At 60.0% G+C, this 15,990-nt stretch carries 12 protein-coding genes; 6 read left to right on the forward strand and 6 right to left on the reverse strand.

Features of this window, described 5'->3' with window-relative positions; all coding sequences use genetic code 11:
• Together ACJ8OK_RS23580 and ACJ8OK_RS23585 are read right to left on the reverse strand one after the other, a co-directional pair.
• A partial coding sequence (locus ACJ8OK_RS23580; RefSeq protein WP_442531148.1) for a S8 family peptidase occupies window positions 1–1,229 on the reverse strand: 1,229 nt, incomplete at its 3' end.
• Between the two features lie 478 nt (window positions 1,230–1,707).
• Window positions 1,708–2,361: a TetR/AcrR family transcriptional regulator gene (locus ACJ8OK_RS23585; protein ID WP_317525376.1), complete on the reverse strand. Its 654-nt coding sequence runs from the start codon at window positions 2,359–2,361 to the stop codon at window positions 1,708–1,710.
• Window positions 2,362–2,610: 249 nt separating this feature from the next.
• On the opposite strand from ACJ8OK_RS23585, the gene ACJ8OK_RS23590 reads away from it, so the two are divergent.
• The gene (locus ACJ8OK_RS23590) at window positions 2,611–3,828 is read left to right on the forward strand and encodes a Tm-1-like ATP-binding domain-containing protein (RefSeq protein WP_442531150.1); all 1,218 of its coding nucleotides are present in this window, start codon (window positions 2,611–2,613) and stop codon (window positions 3,826–3,828) included.
• A gap of 92 nt (window positions 3,829–3,920) precedes the next feature.
• Here the strand turns inward: ACJ8OK_RS23590 and spy are convergent, their stop codons facing one another.
• Window positions 3,921–4,412: an ATP-independent periplasmic protein-refolding chaperone Spy gene (gene spy / locus ACJ8OK_RS23595; RefSeq protein WP_028128096.1), complete on the reverse strand. Its 492-nt coding sequence runs from the start codon at window positions 4,410–4,412 to the stop codon at window positions 3,921–3,923.
• 532 nt (window positions 4,413–4,944) lie between these two features.
• Here spy and pdeR point away from each other — a divergent pair.
• Window positions 4,945–6,939, forward strand: a complete 1,995-nt coding sequence (pdeR, locus tag ACJ8OK_RS23600) for a cyclic di-GMP phosphodiesterase (RefSeq protein WP_004929992.1) — start codon at window positions 4,945–4,947, stop codon at window positions 6,937–6,939.
• Window positions 6,940–6,955: 16 nt separating this feature from the next.
• On the opposite strand, the gene ACJ8OK_RS23605 is transcribed toward pdeR, so the two are convergent.
• Window positions 6,956–7,822, reverse strand: coding sequence for a crotonase/enoyl-CoA hydratase family protein (locus ACJ8OK_RS23605; protein WP_004929989.1), 867 nt, complete (start codon window positions 7,820–7,822; stop codon window positions 6,956–6,958).
• A 341-nt stretch (window positions 7,823–8,163) separates the two neighbouring features.
• On the opposite strand from ACJ8OK_RS23605, the gene yhjD reads away from it, so the two are divergent.
• The 3 genes from yhjD (at window position 8,164) to ACJ8OK_RS23620 (ending at window position 11,702) form a co-directional block, all read left to right on the forward strand.
• Window positions 8,164–9,183, forward strand: a complete 1,020-nt coding sequence (gene yhjD / locus ACJ8OK_RS23610; RefSeq protein WP_033631844.1) for an inner membrane protein YhjD — start codon at window positions 8,164–8,166, stop codon at window positions 9,181–9,183.
• Window positions 9,184–9,510: 327 nt separating this feature from the next.
• Window positions 9,511–10,833 carry an MFS transporter gene (locus ACJ8OK_RS23615; protein WP_004929985.1) on the forward strand — a complete coding sequence of 441 codons (1,323 nt, stop codon included), beginning with the start codon at window positions 9,511–9,513 and terminating at the stop codon, window positions 10,831–10,833.
• Window positions 10,834–10,934: 101 nt separating this feature from the next.
• Window positions 10,935–11,702, forward strand: a complete 768-nt coding sequence (locus ACJ8OK_RS23620) for a CDP-diacylglycerol diphosphatase (protein WP_015379387.1) — start codon at window positions 10,935–10,937, stop codon at window positions 11,700–11,702.
• Here the strand turns inward: ACJ8OK_RS23620 and ACJ8OK_RS23625 are convergent, their stop codons facing one another.
• Together ACJ8OK_RS23625 and pdeH are read right to left on the reverse strand one after the other, a co-directional pair.
• Window positions 11,703–13,742, reverse strand: a complete 2,040-nt coding sequence (locus ACJ8OK_RS23625; protein ID WP_060557922.1) for an AsmA family protein — start codon at window positions 13,740–13,742, stop codon at window positions 11,703–11,705.
• A gap of 91 nt (window positions 13,743–13,833) precedes the next feature.
• Window positions 13,834–14,625 (reverse strand): cyclic-guanylate-specific phosphodiesterase, encoded by a 792-nt coding sequence (gene pdeH, locus ACJ8OK_RS23630; protein ID WP_021505226.1) that lies wholly within the window; start codon window positions 14,623–14,625, stop codon window positions 13,834–13,836.
• Between the two features lie 238 nt (window positions 14,626–14,863).
• On the opposite strand from pdeH, the gene ACJ8OK_RS23635 reads away from it, so the two are divergent.
• Window positions 14,864–15,796 carry a sugar kinase gene (locus tag ACJ8OK_RS23635; RefSeq protein WP_033631841.1) on the forward strand — a complete coding sequence of 311 codons (933 nt, stop codon included), beginning with the start codon at window positions 14,864–14,866 and terminating at the stop codon, window positions 15,794–15,796.
• Window positions 15,797–15,990 lie beyond the last annotated feature (194 nt).

The raw sequence follows: 15,990 nt of genomic DNA on the forward strand, positions 1-15,990 counted from the left end.
AACTCCGCAGGAATATCTTCGGCAGTCACCAACATGCCCGGGCCGTTGATGGCCTTGCCCAGGTTGATCATCCCCCAACCGTAGAGCGCGTCGATGCCCGGCGCGCCCATATCGGTGGCGGTGGTTTTCAGCACTTCCGCCACCTGCGCGCCACTCAGATACGGGAAACGCTCCATCAGCACCGCGACGCTGCCGGCCACGTGCGGCGCCGCCATCGAGGTGCCGCTGTATTTGGCGTAGCCGGTTGTCAGATTCTCTAGGCTGGTGCCTTCGATTACCGAGCTGTATACCCGGGTGCCCGGCGCCGAGACGCAGAAGCTGGCGGTATAACCGCAGCGAGAAGAGAAGGTGCTGATGCTGTAATCGCCGGTATTGGTCGGATCCTGCAAGCTGGCGACCGACAGCCAGTTCGGCGCAATCTCCGGCACAAAATAGGCCAGGCCGGCCATGGCGTCCGGATTGTTCAGGTTGTAATCGTTACCGGCGGCGAAGATGGTGACCATGCCGCTGCGGGCCGCGTCGATCGCGCCCTGATAGGCGCCCCCGGGGTTGGTGCCGAGGATCTGTTTAATCTGATCGAACTGCTTTTGCGCATCGTCAACGGTGAAATGCGGATAAGCCGGGTTCTTACCGCCCTTGGCGAATTTATCTGTAATGCCGATGCCCCAGCTGTTGTTGATGATGCGCGCGCCGCTGGCCACCAGCGCATCCCAACCGGCCTTATACACCGCGCCGTCGTTGCCGAGGATGATGCCGTCCTCCGGGCCGGGATCGCCGTTCTCCGCGCTGATGATCTGCGCGTTGAACGCCACGCCGTGCATGGCGCCGCCGTCTCGGCTGCCGGCGGCGATGCCGCCCACGTGGGTGCCGTGCGAACCGAGCGTGCCATCGGAATCCACGCTCGGCGTGCCGTCATAGCGGAAAGCGTCGCCTTTTTTCACCGGAATATAGGGATCGGTGTATTCACGGATGCCTTCGGTAACCAGATTGATCACCTTATTCTCACCGGCGAACTCCGGGTGCTTGGCGTAAACCGGCTGATCGAAAATGCCAAGTTTGATGCCTTTTCCGGTATAACCGGCGGCGTAGGCCTGGTCGGCGTGGATCGCCCCCAGCCCCCATTCCGCATTGAACTCACTGCTGCGCCAGCTGGCCGGATCGCCCGCCTGGCCGTTCTCTATATAGCTGGAGGCCTGCGCCCCGCCAATCGCCGTCAGGCAGATCAGCATCGCGCTCCATTGTGCGCGATGAACTCCGATTTCAGGCCAGCCGAAGGCCGCCCGAGCGGATTTGACTCCTCTACGTTTCTTCTCCATCCCAGATACCGTCCGTTGTTGTTTGCAAATGTTTTATAAGATTTTTTGTGTAACAGTTTGGTAACACCAAATAAATAAAGCACAACAATCTCAAGTGCGCTTAATGTGTCATCCGGCAGTTCGACGGGAGGAGAGAATGTTTCAGGGGTGAATCAGGCCAGTGCCGATAAGAAATGACAATGACGTTTGCCGGTATCAAAACGGCGATAATAAGTGAAGAGATAAATTATAATTTACTGATAAATAAAAATATAATTCATGGAGACATGAAGAGTGCGGCCGACTGAAAAGTGCTTAACAGGCGTCTTTTATCACTTTTAATTATAAATTTTGCCAATATTCACTCAGTGAATTATGCTGGTTTTTCACTCGGCCATCGGCAAAAATTGGATTATCCTGCTGATGTTTTTTTGCAGTTCGTCGCGTCATCTTCCGCCTGACGCAGAATGGCTTTGGCCATCCATTGCGTGACGTCCTGAATGCTCTCAAGCTCCAGCCCCCAGATATCTTTCAGCACCAGGAACACCTCCGAGCCGTAAATCAGCGAGAAAGCATGAATCACTCTCTGCAGAGAGTCCGGCGGCAGTTTGCCCTGCAGCGGTTCCACCGCCAGCGCCAACAGACGCTTGCGGTTGCCGCGCACGAATTTCTCGCCCGGCGTCGCGTGCGCCCACTGTTGCAAAGAGAGTTGCAGCGCCGCGCGCAATGCTCCCTCGTGCCGCTCCATCTGAGGATAGGCGAAAGTCAGCAACTGCCGGATGCGTTTCAGGGCGTCATCGTCTTGCGGGCGCCATTCCAGAATAGGCCCCAGGCTTTCCGCCACCACGGCGCTAATCAGCGCACTCTGGGTCGGGAAATAGCGGTAGGCCGTCGCACGCGATACCTGCGCATGCGCCGCCAGTTCGGTGATCGAAGGAAACGCCCCTTCGTCATACAGCGTCATCGCGCTGGCCAGCAACAAACGGTAGGTTTTTGCCCGGGTGGAAGTCAGTGAAGGATCAAACGGGGTGGGAAAGGCATCTATCGGCACATAAACCTCATGCATCTGCACACGCTTGCGCAACAGAGGATGCGCCTCTGTCGACTGGCTGCCGGCAAAACGCCGGCCACGTTGAAAAGCTCAAAAATGAGACAGGAGTCCCATTTTGCACTGAGCTGCCCTTGCAAAAATGATACTGCCGTCTCATTATATAAATACATTAATCAATTTAATTTAAACGCCAACACCAGGGCACTCTAAAAAATATAACAAAATGATTTATAAATAAAAATTAGAAAAACCCCAGGAAGATACATGAAAGACACTTCAAATTTTGTCTATATTGCTACCACAGCAGATACGAAAGGACAAGAGCTGGAGTATGTACGGCGGCTGATCGCTGCCCTGAATTTACCCACGCGAACCGTCGATCTTTCCACTCGTCGCTTGCCGTTTGACTCCCCGGCCGATATCGGTCCAGAGGACGTCGCACGCCACCATCCGGCGGGCGCCGACGCGGTCTTCTGCGCCAGTCGCGGCCAGGCGATCGCCGCCATGGCGACCGCTTTCGAACGTTTTATCCTGACGCGCCGCGATATCGCCGCCTTGCTTGGCCTGGGCGGCTCCGGCGGCACCGCCATCATCACGCCGGCCATGCAGCAGCTGCCGATCGGCCTGCCGAAAGTGATGATCTCGAGCATGGCGGCGGGAGACGTTTCCGCCTATGTCGGCGCCAGCGATATCAACATGCTGTATTCGGTCACCGATCTCGCCGGCCTGAACCGCATCTCGCGACGGGTGCTGAGCAACGCAGCGCGCCAGATAGCCGGCGCAGTGCACTTCGCCGCCGTCGACTATCACGACAACAAACCCGCGATCGGCCTGACGACGTTTGGCGTCACCACGCCCTGCGTTCAGGCGTTGATTGCCGAACTGGGAACACAATGGGATTGTCTGACGTTTCATGCGACCGGCAGCGGCGGCAGATCGTTGGAAAAACTGATCGATAACCGCCAACTGCACGGTGCCATCGATTTAACCACTACCGAAGTGGCCGATTACCTGTTTGGCGGTGTGCTGCCCTGCAATACGGATCGTTTCGGTGCCATCGCGCGTACCGGCATCCCGTGCGTGCTCTCCTGCGGCGCGATAGACATGATCAACTTCGGCGCGCCGAATACGGTGCCGGCTCGCTATGCCAACCGTCTGCGTCACCATCACAACCCGCAAGTGACGCTGGTGCGCACCAGCGCTCGGGAGAATGCGTTAATGGGGCGCTGGATGGGCGAAAAGATCAACGCCTGCGCGGGCGAAGTGCGTTTCGTTATCCCGGCGGGCGGCGTATCGGCTTTGGATGCGCCCGGCCAACCGTTCTGGGATCCGGCGGCGCTGGCCGCCTTTACGCAAGCGCTGGAAGAAACGGTATACGCCACCGACAAACGCCGGCTGATAAAAACGCCTTATCATATTAACGACCCGCGCTTTGCACAGGCCGTTGCCGAACAGTTCCGGCGCATTGTCGGCGGGGAATGATTATCACTCACTGCAGAACCTGCCGGTGATAACGCCAAATAAAAAGGGCCAGACAAATAGCCTGGCCCTTTATTATTCACCGCGAGCGGATATTACTGACCGGCGGGCATCTGCTCCTTCATTTTATTCATGTGGTCCATCATCTTTTGCTCGCGTTTCTGATAATTCTCATTGTATTGTTTTTTCTGCTCAGGCGTCAGCAGGTTATACATTTTATTTTCCGCTTTGGCGCGTGCCAGCATGCGTTCGGATTGCGCTTTGCCGATCGCGTCAATTTGCGCCTTCGCCTTCGCTTCGTCAAAGCTGTCGGAAGCGACCAGATTGTGCAACGCCTGGCGCTCCTCTTTCATGCCCGGCCCGCGCTTCTGGTGCGACTCTTTCATGATATCGCGCATCTGCTGGCGCTGCTGCTCGGTCAGGTTCAGCCCGGCGAACGGGCCGCCTTTGCCTTCACCCTTGTGATGCATCATTTTCATCGGCGCCGCATCCGCCGCCGGGGCCGTAGCCGTATCGGCGGCGAACGCCGCGGAAGCAGAACCCAGGGCCAGCGTGGAAGCAATAAATAAAGCCGTCAATTTACGCATAATCATTTCCTTAAAAATTTTCTTCATCAGGAGCGCTGTACGTTAACAGGCTCATTCGTTGTCGGAGATAATAATAGGCTGATAAATTTCAAGTAATGCGAGGGTGTGTAAACTTTTTAAAACCCGGATCGGATTTATTCACCAATTATGAGAAAACTATGAAGATGGCGTTTATTTGATGGAAATTTTAATTTCTCGGCAAAAATCCCCCCGGTGGAGTTATTTTTCCGCTTTCCCCTCACCGCTATAATTTACTCACCTGCACGGCAACCTTGTATCAACCGTTTTCCGATAGCAGGGGAAATCACTAAGCATCACACGATCCGATGTTCTCCTACACTTTAAGGCAAGCGGCCGCCGGGCGACGTTTACACCGCAAAACTAATCATTGCTTATATAATAGTTTCCATCACCCGCCCCGCCTGTGAAAACCTGTTATATGATGCACAGATGCGTACGGCGATCGCTTTCGGGCCAACAGGCTGCCCGGCGCTGTGCCGGCCGCCCGCCCGTGCTCTTTTGAGGAATCGTCATGCCCGCAGACCAAGGCCCTGAGCTTCTTAGCGCTCACTTCGGCACCCAAAGCCCCCACTGGCGGCTGGCGTTTGACAGCAATGCCCTGGAGCTGTCCGCTATTAAGGGCAAAGCTCATGTCGCGGTGGCGCTCAGCGCCATGGAAGCGGCGAAAATCCGCCGTCTGACCGGCGTGACCGCCAGCCTTGAGCTGACCATTACGCTAGCCGGTGAACCGCTGCATCTGCATCTGGTCGGGCGCCGCGTCAACAACCTCGAATGGGCGGGCACCGCTTCCGCCTTCAGCGACACCCAATCCGTGGCGCGCGACCTGGTGCACGGCCTCTCCTTCGCCGAGCAGGTGGTGTCCGAAGCCAACTCGGTGATCGTGATCGTCGATCAGCACGGCCGCATCCAGCGCTTCAACCGGCTGAGCGAGGAGTACACCGGGCTGCACGAACACGAGGTGATCGGCAAAAACGTTTTCCAACTGTTTATGAGCCCGGAAGAAGCCGCCGCTTCGCGGCGCAACATCGCCGGCTTCTTCCGCAACGGTTCGTCCTATGAGGTGGAACGCTGGGTAAAGACGGTCAAGGGTGAACGGCTGTTCCTGTTTCGCAACAAATTCGTGCACAGCGGCAGCGGAAAAAACGAAGTCTTTCTGATCTGCTCCGGTACCGACATCACCGAAGAACGCCGCGCGCAAGAGCGGCTACGGGTGCTGGCCAACACCGATCTCATCACCGGCCTGCCGAACCGTAACGCCATACAGGACAAGATCAATCACGCCATCGCCACGCGCGGCGAAGAGAGTTTCGGCCTGGTGTACCTCGATCTCGACAACTTCAAAAAGGTCAACGACGCCTACGGCCATATGTTCGGCGATCGGCTGCTGGTCGAGGTCGCGCTGGCGATCCTCGGCTGCCTGAGCCCGGATCAAGTGCTCGCCCGCCTCGGCGGCGACGAATTCTTGGTGCTGGCGCCACAAAGCGATCGCGAGCGCCTGCAAACGCTGGCGCAGCGCATTATCGACAGGCTGAAGACCCCTTTTCGCATCGGCCTGATTGAGGTGTATACCGGCTGTTCGATCGGCATCGCGCTGTGTCCGGAGCACGGCAACGATCTCGACAGCCTGATCCGCAGCGCCGATACCGCCATGTACGTCGCCAAGGAGCACGGAAAACGCACCTATACCGTCTTCTCGCCGGAGATGAACAAACGCGTCGCCGAGTACATGTGGCTGGACACCAATCTGCGCAAAGGGTTGGAGCAAAATCAGCTGGTGCTGTATTACCAGCCTAAAATCGACGCGCACAGCGGTGAAGTGCACAGCGTGGAAGCGCTGGTGCGCTGGGATTCGCCGGAGCGCGGCCTGATCCCACCGCTGCAGTTCATCTCCTACGCCGAGGAGTCCGGCCTGATCGGCCCGCTGGGCCAATGGGTGCTGCAAACCGCCGCCGGGCAGGCGGCGCAGTGGCAAGAGCAGGGATTGAATCTGCGGGTGGCGGTCAACCTCTCTGCCCGTCAGCTGGCCGATGACAGCATCGTCAACGACCTGCTCGGGGTGCTGCACCGTCACCGCATGGCCCCCTGTCTGCTGGACTTCGAGTTGACCGAAAGCAGCCTGATTGAAGACGAGAATCGCGCGCGCGCGCTGATCACCCGGCTGCGCGAACTGGGCGCGCAGGTGCATCTCGACGACTTTGGCACCGGCTATTCGTCGCTGGCGCAGCTGGCACGCATTCCTCTGGACGCCATCAAGCTGGATAAAAGCTTCGTGCGCGGGGTGAATTTCAATCCGGTATCGCAATCGCTGGTACGCGCTATTGTCGCGGCGGCGGAGGCGTTGGCCTTCCGCGTGATCGCCGAAGGAGTGGAGACCGAGAGCGAAAACCACTTCCTCGACGAAGTCGGCGTGGACGAAAAACAGGGCTTTCTGTTCGCGCGGCCAATGCTCCCGGAACAGCTGGAGCATTGGCTGCAGTCCTATCGCCCGCGCTCACCCTCCGCATGAGGCGGGCGCGTTAACGTTAGCCGGCACGACGCAGGTTCAGGGTATGGCGATCCTGCAACATCACCAGCCGCTCGATGTAGGCACGGTCTTTTTCCTCAATGGTAAAGGCCGAGTGCACCCAATCTTCGGTAATGTCCATCAGCTCGGAACGCGTCAGCTGCAACACGCGCTGACGCGCCCGCAGCATGGCGCGCATGCCGTTGAGCTTCGGCCGGATGGTATCGATGAAGGTGCGCGTCGCCAGGTAAGCATCGCCGGGCTGAAACAGCTGGTCTACCAGCCCGCGACTCTCGAACCACTCTGCGGTGTGCGACTCGCCGCCCCAAATCAGCTCCTCGGCCAAGCGCATGCCCGCCTTGCGCGCCACCAGCGAGTAACCCCCCATGCCGGGAAACAGGTTGAACGCAATCTCCGGGAACCCCATGCGCGCATTGTTTTGCGCCAATACGAAATGGTGCGCCAGCGCCGCTTCAAAACCGCCGCCCAGCGCGCTGCCTTCAACCATCGCAATGCTGACCGCGCCGGTGTCGAAACCGCGCGCCGCCGCATGCACGCAGTCGATGCAGGCGCGCGCGTAGGCCATCATCGCCTCGCGCTTGCGGTTTTTGATCGCTTCGGCGAAGAACTGCAGATCGCCACCGACGTTGAACATGTTCGGCACCAGCGAGCCGGTGACCCAGAAGTCGAACCGCAGCGAAGACTCCTTCGCCGCCTGCGCCAGCGTCATGATGTCTTCAATCAACGCCTGGTTGAAGCAGGGGCGTGGCGCAGCGCGCAGCAGCATCCACATGATGTGCCGCCCCTCTTCATAGTAGGCGGAGATCTGCGACAGATTGCCCGCTTCGGTAAACGGACGACAGGTGGGGTGATTAAGCAATTTCATAAGACCTTCCAGTTTTTCTGTTGATGACGGATAAGACCGTTCCAGCCCCTACGGCTGCAGCGGAGCGACGAGCGGCAAAGCGCGACGCCACATCATGAGTAAACGCTTTCTCGCCGACGAAACAGATAAAAATTGGAGGTAGAGAAGTGAAAAAAACCGAGGCGCCACGGGGTTTCCATAGGAATTTTACCTATCGCGCCATCCCCGGCATTTCATGCAGGGCGCTAACGCGTTAAGCTCGGAAATTGACCGTTTGCCGCCCCGGCGCTCAAAACGCCGCAGGGCTTTGGCTATAATCAACGCTGATACATGCCGTTTAACGTTAAGGAAATCGTGAAGTAATGCCTACAGGACCAGACCAGGAACGCCGCGAGCCCGCACAAGACACGCCACCGAAGCCGCTTATCGCCATCAAGACCGGCCATGAGACGCTCGACCGCCGCATCAGCGGTTTTTCACGTCTGATTGAACGCATCAAAGCCTGGCCGAGCGTGGCGCACCTGCTGCGCGCCGCCGAACGTTTTAACGATCGGCTGGGCAGCCAGTTCGGCGCCGCCATCACCTACTTTTCATTCCTCTCGCTGATCCCGATCCTGATGGTGTCGTTCGCCGCCGCCGGTTTCGTGCTGGCTTCCAACCCGGATCTGCTGGCCCGCTTGATCAACCGGATCGTCGGCAGCATCAGCGATCCGACGCTGGCCAGCACGCTGAAGAACACCGTCAATACCGCCATTCAGCAGCGCACCACCGTGGGGTTGACCGGCCTGGCGCTGGCGCTCTATTCCGGCATCAGTTGGATGGGCAACCTGCGCGAAGCGATCCGCGCGCAGTCACGTGACGTCTGGGAGCGCAATCCGCAGGATCAGGAGAAAATCTATTTCAAGTACACCCGCGATTTCATCTCGCTGACCGGCCTGGTGGTCGCGCTGATTATCACGCTGTCGCTGACCTCGGTCGCCGGGTCGGCGCAGGCGGCGATCGTCAACGCGCTGGGGCTGGACGGCATCGAATGGCTGCGGCCGGCGCTGACGACGATCGCACTGTCGATCTCGATTTTCGCCAACTATCTGCTGTTCCTGTGGATTTTCTGGATGCTGCCGCGCCACAAACCGAAGAAAAAAGCGCTGCTGCGCGGCACCTTGCTTGCGGCTATCGGCTTTGAGGTGATCAAGTTCGTGATGACGATGACGCTGCCGCAGGTGGCGAAATCGCCTTCCGGCGCGGCCTTCGGCTCGGTGATCGGACTGATGGCGTTCTTCTACTTCTTCGCCCGCCTGACGCTGTTTTGCGCCGCCTGGATCGCAACGGCCGACTACCAAGGCGACAAAGCCTTGCCTGAACGCGAGCCGCCGACACGCTGAAGCCATGCAATCGTGCCGGTGTTATCGCACGCGCCGGCACTTTCCTCTGGTTAATAAACATAAAACCAGTCAATCCCTCTAAATCATGCGGCATGGTATTCGAAAAACCAGCATAACAAACTACCCAATCACTTTTCTTTCCCGTTTTTACAGCCATTCCCTCTGCATGAACCCCATTTCTCAACGTTTAACGCTACAGAAAAGAAGCCAGGTAAAACATTAGTCTTTTTAACCGGTTAGCGGCGGCGCTGCCCAGAGTTCCCGCGTTGAAAAGGCGGAATGCTGTCACTAAGATGGATTTTTGCCCCCCAACAATAAGAAATAGATATGCAAGCCACCATCGCACCCCCTCTCGACGCCGACGACGCGTCCACACCGGTGAATTCTCGCGGGAAAGTCATCGTCGCCTCGCTGGTCGGCACCGCCATCGAGTTCTTCGACTTTTACATCTACGCCACCGCCGCGGTGATCGTGTTCCCGCACATCTTCTTCCCGCAGGGCGACCCGACCACCGCGACGCTGCAGTCGCTGGCCACCTTCGCCGTCGCCTTTGTCGCGCGCCCTATCGGCTCTGCGCTGTTCGGCCACTTCGGCGATCGCGTCGGGCGCAAGGTGACGCTGGTCGCCTCGCTGCTGACCATGGGGATTTCCACCGTGCTGATCGGCCTGCTGCCGAGCTATGAAACCATCGGCATCTTTGCCCCTATCCTGCTGGCGCTGGCGCGCTTTGGGCAGGGGCTGGGGCTGGGCGGCGAATGGGGCGGCGCCGCCTTGCTGGCGACGGAGAACGCGCCGGCCAAAAAGCGCGCGCTGTACGGCTCTTTCCCCCAGTTGGGGGCGCCTATCGGTTTCTTCTTCGCCAACGGCACCTTCCTGCTGCTCTCATGGCTGCTGAGCGACCAGCAATTTATGGAATGGGGCTGGCGCGTGCCGTTCATCCTCTCCGCCGCATTGGTGCTGATTGGCCTGTACGTGCGGGTATCACTGCATGAAACGCCGGTGTTCGCCAAAGTGGCCAAGGCCGGCAAACAGGTAAAAGTGCCGCTCGGCACGCTGCTGAGCAAGCATCTGAAAGCCACCATCCTCGGCACCTTCATCATGCTGGCGACCTACACGCTGTTTTATCTGATGACGGTGTATTCGATGACCTACGGCACCGCGCCGCAGCCGCTCGGGCTCGGTTACTCCCGCAACAGCTTCCTGTGGATGCTGATGGTAGCGGTGATCGGTTTCGGCGTGATGGTGCCGATCGCCGGTCTGCTGGCGGACGCGTTCGGCCGCCGCAAGACCATGATCGCCATTACCCTGCTGATGATCGGCTTCGCGTTCCTGTTCCCGACTCTGCTGGGTTCCGGCAACCAGGCGCTGGTGATGGGCTTCCTGCTGTGCGGCCTGAGCATCATGGGGCTGACCTTTGGCCCGATGGGCGCGCTGCTGCCGGAGCTGTTCCCTACCGAAGTTCGCTATACCGGCGCCTCGTTCTCCTACAACGTCGCGTCGATCCTCGGCGCGTCCGTGGCGCCTTATATCGCCACCTGGCTGGCGGCCCACTACGGGCTGTTCTACGTCGGCATGTACCTGGCGGCGATGGCCGGGCTGACGCTGCTGGCCCTGCTGCTGATGAAAGAAACCCGCCATCAGTCGCTGTGATCCCCTACGGCCCCCTCACTGCGGGGGGCCGCACGCGGTGTTCGTTTCCTGTCATAAAACCGGGCTATGCTGAATGTTTCTCTCGGTAACAGGATCGGCCGATGTCTCTGCGTCGTGGGGTATTTGTCTGCGTGGCGCTGCTGGCGGCTATCGCCATCGCGCTCTTTTACGGGTTGAAACCCGACCATCCCGATGCGCTGTGGCGCATCGTCAGCCAGCAATGTCTGCCCAATCAGCAGGCGCACGACAACCCGGCGCCCTGCGCGCAGGTGGATGTGCAGGCCGGTTTCGTGGTGTTTAAAGATCGCAACGGGCCGCTGCAATACCTGCTGATGCCCAGCGCCAAAATCACCGGTATCGAAAGCCCGGCGGTGCTGGACGCCGCCACGCCGAATTTCTTCGCCCAGGCCTGGCGCGCGCGCCACGTGATGGCGGAACGCTATGGCAAACCGATCGACGACGGCGATATTTCCCTGGCGATCAATTCGGAATATGGCCGCACGCAAAACCAGCTGCACATTCATATCTCCTGCCTGCTGCCGGCGGTAAAACAGCGGCTGGCGCAAATCGGCCCCCATTTCATCAAGCAATGGCAACCGCTGCCCGGCGGCCTGTTGGGGCATGACTATCTGGGGCGGCGGGTGACCGCCGCTGAACTGGAACAACAGGGCGCCTTCCGCCTGCTGGCCTCCGGCCTGCCGCGCGCCGACGGGCGCATGGGCAGCTTCGGCCTGGCGATGACCGCGCTGCCGGACGGCGATTTCCTGCTGCTGGCAACCGAGCGCAGCCTGCTGCCGTTCACCCTGGCCTCGGCGGAAGAGATCCAGGATCACGACTGCCGGCTGCTCACGCCGCCGCCGCGCGCCTGATTATTTTTTGCCTTTCATCTCCCGCAGGATCTGCCCGCACGGGTTCTCCTCGCCGCCTTCACTGGGCGAGACCAGTGCCAGCAGCGCCGCCGCCGGCGTCAGCACCGCCCCTAACGCCACCGCCGCCGCGCCGCGCGCGATCAGCGGCCCGGCTTTGACCCCGGCGTCCGGGTGCTTGAAGGTGCCTTTCACGTACAGCGGCGATCGCAGGGTCAGCACGCGCATGCCCTTGCTTTCCGGATCGATGGACAAATCCAGCCGTTCGGTGGCGAGGTTGGTGTTGCCGGTGATGTTGATCACCGCGTTTTCGGTGTCGAACACAAACAGTCGCGGCGCGGCGACGCCGCTGCGGATGCCGACGTCCGCCGCCGCGCAGTTGATGCCCACCACGTCGTCACCGAACAGCTGCGCCACCAGATAGTTACCGACGTTCAGACCGAGGATCTCCATCAGGCTACGGCTGATCACCCCGTTATTGATCAGCAGGCGCAGGTCGCCATTGCTGGTCGCCAGCAGTTCGGCCACCGAATTGCCGCTGCCCGTCAACCTGGCGTCGCCATTCATCTGCCCGAGGCTGCGCTTCATCGCCTCCACGTTCGGCAACAGCTGTTTAAGCTGAAGTTTGCGTGCATGCATATCCACCTGCCCGCGCATCGGCTTTTTGCCGCCGTCGAGGCGCACGACAGCGTTCAGGCTGCCGCCCGCCATGCCGAAGCGCAGCGGATCCAGGCGCAGTTCGCCATTGTTCAGCTTCAGGTGCGTGGCCAGATCGCTCAGCGGCAAATCGCTGCCGCGTTCAATGCGCGCGGCGGCAAACTTCACGTCCGCATCCATCTTGCTCCAGCTTTGCGTATCGAACTGTTCGACCGGCAGCACCTTATCCGCCGGCTGACGGCTCTTTTCGCCGCGCCCGGCTTTGGCGGCGTTGGAGTCCGCGCCGATCAGCGGCGCCAGATCCGCCAACCTCAGCTGCCGGGAGTTCACCGCGCCGCTCAGCGTGGGCCGCGGTTTACCGGCAACGTACTTCAAGCTGCCGTGAATGTCGCTATCGCCGATTTTTCCGTCGAATTTCTGGTACTCAAACACCGCGCCGCCCGGCTGATGCAGTCGGGCGGTCAGATGGCCATCGGTCGCATACGGCGGGGTATTCGGCAACAACACGCCGGTCAGGCCATAGAGGTTGCTCAGGCTTTCACCGGAAAACTTCAACTGCACGTCCAGGCCGCCGAGGTTCAGCGGATCGGACAAGGTGCCCGCGACCACCACCCGGGTGCTGCCGGAGCGCACGTCGGCCTGCAGCGGGAAGGGCAAATCGGCGCTCTGCAGCGACAGCATGCCGCCAATCTTGCCGCTGCCGCTCAACGGCTCGCCGTTATATTTGCCTTTCACCTGCCAGCCGAAAACGTAATCGGGGGTGGCGGCCTTGTCGCCGCCCTGTTTGCCGGTCACTTCACTGAACGGCAACGGTTTGCCGAGCGGATCGATGACGGCGCGAAAATCCGCCTTCAGCGTGGCGTCTTTAAAGGCGATCTGCCCCTTGTCGAACACGATGTCGTGAACGGTGAACGACCAGTCGGAAGGCGGCTGCTTGGGATCCTGGTCGGCGGCCAGGTCAAACGTCCAGTTGTTATCGCCGTTGGCCAGACGTTGCAACGACGCATTCGGCCGCTTGAGCCAGATGCGCGGGATCAGCAGCTCTTTACCCAGCAGCGCCAGCGGCGCGATGCTGGCGTCGACGCGCTGCAGCGTCACCATGCTGTCGCCGGGCATGTTTTTCGGGTTACCCAGCCACACGTCTTCGGCGTGAATATGCGGCCAGGGCACCCAGGCGCGCCAACCGCCCTCATCCGGATTGCGCGACCAGTCGACGCCCAGATCGCCGCGAATGGCGAACGGTCGCCGCAGTTCGGCCGACACTTTGTCGTTGATGGCGGGCTTGAGTCGATTCCAGTCGAAGGTCGCGATGAAGATCGCCAGCGCGACGATCAGCAGCAGCACAATGCCGCCCAGCCAGCTGAAAACCTTTCCTGTTCTTGTCATAGCGGCTCCCTCAGCGCATAAATCGGGCTGCCGAATGAAAGGAAAAGGAGTTAGCAGCCCCGTTTAAGCCTAGCTGAGGATAGGCCGGAGTTCACGCCGGCGCGCCGGGCGCGGCGAACAGCGTCGGCACGCTGTGCAGCGTTTCAAAGCACGCCGGACGGGAAAGGTAGTAGCCCTGGGCGGCCAACGCGCCGGAGCGCTGCACCAGCCGCCACTCCTGCTCGGTTTCCACGCCTTCGACGATCACCCCGTCGCTGTGCTGGTTCATCATTTTGATCAGGGTGCCGAGCAGCTGGACGCCCTCTTCCGACTGTTTGAGCAAGGTGAACAATTCGCGCGCCACCTTGATGTATTGATAGCGCCAGGCGCCGACGGCGGAGAAGTTGGCCAGCCCGCTGCCGAAATCGTCCAGCCACAGCCGCTCGCCGCCGACAATCTGCTGCAGCGGGCGGCTTGATGCCGTTGCGGCGTGCTCCACCAGCTCGAAGCGCAGATAGGGCATCTCGGCGATCTGCCGTTGCAAGGCGCTATGACGCTGTAATGCTTGCAGCGCGATGCCGTCGATATTGACCGACACCATCACCGCATGGCGGGTGAACAACGCCTGCCAGCGCTGCAACAGCGCCAGCTGTTCCTGAACCACCCGCAAACGCTGGGCGACGCCGAGCGAGGCAAAATAGTGTTCCGGGGATTGCCGCTTGTCCGGCTCATTCGGGTGATATACCGCCGTCAGCAGTTCCACCGCCAACAGCGCGCCGCTGGTGCGATAAATCGGCTGGAAGGTATACAAGCGCCGGCATTGCCGCCAGTAGCGCCGCGATTTGGCGCAGGCATAGAGGGCAAAACAGGGCGCCAGCAGACCCGAGATCAGATTGGTTATCATCGGTACTATCGCCGTGGCGGGGAAGTGAGAGCGCTGCCGCTGTTTCTTTACCCAACTTATCGGCCACGCCGCGTAAAACTTTAAGCACGAATTGCCGCATGCTTTCCTCTTCACCCTGTTGGCGTTGGCCGATCGCGATCATAAAAAATTAAAACACTGTTTTAATTTATTGACTCTCTTACCGCCTTGCGTGGAGACTGGTGGCTGTTGCTTCTTCTTTAGCCAGGGCTTATTGACGATGACTATCCGAAACCTCGCCGTGATCGGCGAATGCATGATCGAGCTGTCGCAGCAGGGCGCACAGCTGACGCGCGGCTTTGGCGGCGATACCCTCAACACCGCCGTCTACCTCGCCCGCCAAATGCCGAAACAGACGTTGCAGGTGCATTACGTCACTGCGCTCGGCACCGACAGCTTCAGCGGCGAGATGCTGCAAGCCTGGCGGCAGGAGAAGATCGAGACCGGGTTGATTCAGCAATTCGACAACAAGCTGCCGGGCCTGTACGTGATCGAAACCGACGCCGCCGGCGAACGCACTTTCTACTATTGGCGCAATGACGCCGCCGCCCGCTATTGGCTTGCTGGACCGCAGGCCGACGCACTGTGCGCGCGGCTGGCGCAGTTCGATTACCTGTACCTCAGCGGCATTAGCCTGGCGATCCTCGCGCCTGCCGACCGCACGAAGCTGCTGGCGTTGCTGCGCCGCTGTCGCGCCAACGGCGGCAAGGTGATCTTCGACAACAACTACCGCCCGCGCCTGTGGCCAAGCCGTGAGGAAACGCAGCAGGCCTACCGCGAGGTGCTGGCCTGCACCGACATCGCCTTTTTGACGCTGGATGACGAAGAATTGCTGTGGGGAGCGCAGCCGGTTGAACAGATAGTGACGCGCACGCAGGCGCTCGGCGTCGGCGAGATCGTTATCAAACGCGGCGCGGATGCCTGTCTAGTGTTCAATGTGGAGGGGGAGCGGCTTGAGGTGCCGGCGATCGCGCTGCCGCCGGAGCGCGTGGTGGATACCACCGCGGCGGGCGACTCTTTCAGCGCCGGCTACCTGGCGGTGCGCCTGAACGGCGGCGGTGCCCAGCAGGCGGCGCAGCGCGGCCACCAGCTTGCTGCGACGGTGATCCAACATCGCGGCGCCATCATTCCCGCAGCAATGATGCCCGCATAATCAATAAGGCGGCGGCGAAGTCACCCCGCCGCCCACGCAATGGATCCCAGAAGCATTGATCAGAGGATGATTGAAAGAATTTCCCTGGCGTTGGCTTATTTCCGCCCAGAGCTGCTAAGCTCGGGTCTTGGCATTGCCGTCTTTTTGAATTTATTAGCCGAGTATAAATTTCAATCCGCCGCACTGACTAGCTG

It is taken from the genome of Serratia sp. CY71090, assembly GCF_052166845.1.
GTDB classification, from domain to species: domain Bacteria; phylum Pseudomonadota; class Gammaproteobacteria; order Enterobacterales; family Enterobacteriaceae; genus Serratia; species Serratia nematodiphila.

Coding starts and splice junctions, on each gene's coding strand:
- yhjD (WP_033631844.1), top strand. CDS start 8,164: ATGCCTACAGGACCAGACCAGGAACGCCGCGAGCCCGCACAAGACACG.
- pdeH (WP_021505226.1), bottom strand. CDS start 14,625: ATGATAACCAATCTGATCTCGGGTCTGCTGGCGCCCTGTTTTGCCCTC.
- ACJ8OK_RS23620 (WP_015379387.1), top strand. CDS start 10,935: ATGTCTCTGCGTCGTGGGGTATTTGTCTGCGTGGCGCTGCTGGCGGCT.
- ACJ8OK_RS23605 (WP_004929989.1), bottom strand. CDS start 7,822: ATGAAATTGCTTAATCACCCCACCTGTCGTCCGTTTACCGAAGCGGGC.
- ACJ8OK_RS23625 (WP_060557922.1), bottom strand. CDS start 13,742: ATGACAAGAACAGGAAAGGTTTTCAGCTGGCTGGGCGGCATTGTGCTG.
- ACJ8OK_RS23585 (WP_317525376.1), bottom strand. CDS start 2,361: ATGCATGAGGTTTATGTGCCGATAGATGCCTTTCCCACCCCGTTTGAT.
- spy (WP_028128096.1), bottom strand. CDS start 4,412: ATGCGTAAATTGACGGCTTTATTTATTGCTTCCACGCTGGCCCTGGGT.
- ACJ8OK_RS23590 (WP_442531150.1), top strand. CDS start 2,611: ATGAAAGACACTTCAAATTTTGTCTATATTGCTACCACAGCAGATACG.
- pdeR (WP_004929992.1), top strand. CDS start 4,945: ATGCCCGCAGACCAAGGCCCTGAGCTTCTTAGCGCTCACTTCGGCACC.
- ACJ8OK_RS23635 (WP_033631841.1), top strand. CDS start 14,864: ATGACTATCCGAAACCTCGCCGTGATCGGCGAATGCATGATCGAGCTG.
- ACJ8OK_RS23615 (WP_004929985.1), top strand. CDS start 9,511: ATGCAAGCCACCATCGCACCCCCTCTCGACGCCGACGACGCGTCCACA.